This window comes from Aeromonas finlandensis (genome assembly GCF_000764645.1).
Classification (GTDB): domain Bacteria; phylum Pseudomonadota; class Gammaproteobacteria; order Enterobacterales; family Aeromonadaceae; genus Aeromonas; species Aeromonas finlandensis.
The window spans coordinates 1-2,459 of sequence record NZ_JRGK01000098.1 but is presented as its reverse complement, the minus strand read 5'-3'; the positions used below and the strand labels follow the sequence as shown (position 1 = coordinate 2,459).

Here is a 2,459-nt window from a genome sequence, read left to right as displayed (position 1 = left end):
GTGGCGTGCAGTCAACGAAGACGGCACCCTGACCTACAGCTTCGTTGAAGCGCTGCAGGCATCCTATCCCTTCTATTTCGTGCGCTTCCTGGGTGGCTGTTTCTTCGTCACCGGCATGTTGCTGATGGCTTACAACGCCTATCGCACCATCACTGCGCCCAAAGGTTCTCTGGAACCTGTCGCCCAGCCAGCATGATTGAAGAGGTCAACCCATGAGCAACAATAACCGTCACGAAATATTTGAAAAAAGCGTTCCCATGCTGGTGGTCGGCATCATCTTCGCCATCAGTCTGGGGGGCCTGGTTGAAATCACCCCGCTGTTCTTCCAGAAGCAGACTACCGAGCCGGTGGAGGGCCTCAAGCCCTATACCGCCCTGCAGATGGAAGGGCGCGACATCTTCATTCGCGAAGGCTGCACCGTCTGTCACAGCCAGATGATCCGTCCGTTTCGTGCCGAGACCGAGCGCTATGGTCACTACTCGGTCGCCGGTGAGAGCGTCTGGGAGCACCCCTTCCTGTGGGGCTCCAAACGTACTGGCCCGGACCTGGCCCGAGTGGGAGGTCGTTACTCCGACGCCTGGCACCGTGCTCACCTGATCAATCCGCGTGATGTGGTACCGGAGTCCAACATGCCCGGTTTCCCCTGGCTCGACACCAATGTGCTGACCGGCGAACTGACTGGTAAAAAACTGGCGCTGTTCCGTGACCACTTCGGGGTGCCTTACACTGATGCCGATATTCAAGGCGCTGGTGAGGCCGTCAAAGGCAAAACCGAGCTGGAAGCGCTGGTGGCCTATCTGCAATCACTGGGTCATGCCCTGAAATAAGGAGGCGATGATGGACTACGGCACATTTCGCGGTCTGTATACCCTGCTGTTGATGGCCATCATGATTGGCATCATCGTCTGGGCCTACAGCAAACGCCGCAAGACCTCTTTCGACGAGGCTGCCAATCTGGTTTTTGCCGATGATGAGCAACCCGGTGCTGATAAAAAGAACGCAGGAGCGAAACAAGAATGAGCACTCTGTTTAGTATTTTCGTAACCGTCATCACCTTGGGGACCATCCTCGGCTGCTTCTTGCTGCTGATGTGGTGCCGCAAGGACAAGATGGGTGTTGAAGAAGGCAAGCCGATGGGCCACGCCTTCGATGGTATCGAGGAGATCAACAACCCGCTGCCGAAGTGGTGGACCTATATGTTCCTCTTCTTCATCGTCACCGGTCTGGTCTATCTGGTCGCCTTCCCGGGACTGGGCAACTGGAAAGGTCTGCTGGGCTGGCAGAGCTCAAACCAGGATGTGCGCTCGCTGGCAGAGTCCAAAGCAGCAACCGCTTCGGCCAAGGCCGAAGGCCGCGCTGTGGAGTATGACCGAGAGGTTGCCAAGGCTGACGAGATCTATGGCGCCAAGTTCCGTGAACTCACCTATGAAGCGGACGGCAAAACCTATCGTGCCATCACCGAGATCGCCAAGGATCCGGAAGCCCTGAAAGTGGGTCAGCGTCTGTTCCTGCAGAACTGCTCCCAGTGCCACGGCTCCGATGCCCGTGGTGGCCGCGGTTTCCCGAACCTGACCGACAGCGAATGGCAATGGGGCGGTCAGCCGGAGAACATCAAGACCACCATCATGGGCGGTCGTCAGGGGATCATGGCTGCCTGGGGTGAAATTCTGGGTAAAGACGGTGTACAAGAGGTGGCCTCCTATGTGCTGAGCCTCTCCGGTCGCAAGGTTGATCTGGTCGAAGCCAAGAAGGGCGAAGCTCGCTTCACCATCTGTGCTGCCTGTCATGGGCCTGATGCCAAAGGCGGTATCGCCGTAGGTGCGCCAGATCTCACCAACAACACCTGGCTCTACGGTGGTTCCCGTGAAGTGGTGGTGCAAACCATTACCCACGGTCGTCACGGTGTGATGCCTGCCTGGAAAGATATTCTGGGTGAGGACAAGGTTCACCTGCTGGCCTCCTACGTTTACAGCCTGTCTCATAAGCCAGCTGATAAATAAGGACGGTCATAAAAGTCGTAACATGTGATAAATACGTGATTACACAGCAAAAAGCCTCGACTCCTCGAGGCTTTTTGTTATCTTGTGTTGCGTAAAACCCACACTCCACGTTAATCATTCGTTTCATGGCAGTAGCAATCATGACCCAACCCATATCCAAACCGTGGTACCGCCAATTCTGGCCCTGGTTTATCATCGCCCTCCCCTCAGCTGCCGTGATCGGCAGCATCAGCACCGCCATCATTGCCAGCAAGGATGGGGTCAATCTGGTAGCCGAGGACTATTACAAACAAGGGAAAGAGATCAATCAGGACTTGAGCAAGTTTGACCGCTCCGAAGCCCTCAATATCCGCTTTGGGCTGGAGGTCGACGGTAACGAGCTGACCCTTAAACCCATCAGTGGCGATATTCCCGCCGGGCAAGCACTCTATCTGTCACTGTTCCACCCGACCCTGGCCG

At 56.2% G+C, this 2,459-nt stretch carries 4 protein-coding genes and 1 pseudogene; all 5 read left to right on the top strand.

Going from position 1 to position 2,459, the window contains the following annotated elements:
* Window positions 1–196: pseudogene (locus tag LD28_RS0110145) on the top strand (cytochrome C oxidase Cbb3); the annotation flags it as partial.
* Between the two features lie 16 nt (window positions 197–212).
* The gene (ccoO, locus tag LD28_RS0110140; RefSeq protein ID WP_033136849.1) at window positions 213–827 is read left to right on the top strand and encodes a cytochrome-c oxidase, cbb3-type subunit II; all 615 of its coding nucleotides are present in this window, start codon (window positions 213–215) and stop codon (window positions 825–827) included.
* 10 nt (window positions 828–837) lie between these two features.
* On the top strand, window positions 838–1,020 hold the full coding sequence (locus LD28_RS0110135; RefSeq protein ID WP_033136848.1) for a CcoQ/FixQ family Cbb3-type cytochrome c oxidase assembly chaperone: 183 nt from the start codon (window positions 838–840) through the stop codon (window positions 1,018–1,020).
* The gene (ccoP, locus tag LD28_RS0110130; RefSeq protein WP_033136847.1) at window positions 1,017–2,000 is read left to right on the top strand and encodes a cytochrome-c oxidase, cbb3-type subunit III; all 984 of its coding nucleotides are present in this window, start codon (window positions 1,017–1,019) and stop codon (window positions 1,998–2,000) included. The genes LD28_RS0110135 and ccoP overlap by 4 nt, the downstream gene beginning before the upstream one ends.
* A gap of 152 nt (window positions 2,001–2,152) precedes the next feature.
* Window positions 2,153–2,459: FixH family protein (locus LD28_RS0110125; RefSeq protein ID WP_033136851.1), on the top strand; the 307-nt coding region annotated here is incomplete at its 3' end.

Coding starts and splice junctions, on each gene's coding strand:
- ccoP (WP_033136847.1), top strand. CDS start 1,017: ATGAGCACTCTGTTTAGTATTTTCGTAACCGTCATCACCTTGGGGACC.
- LD28_RS0110135 (WP_033136848.1), top strand. CDS start 838: ATGGACTACGGCACATTTCGCGGTCTGTATACCCTGCTGTTGATGGCC.
- ccoO (WP_033136849.1), top strand. CDS start 213: ATGAGCAACAATAACCGTCACGAAATATTTGAAAAAAGCGTTCCCATG.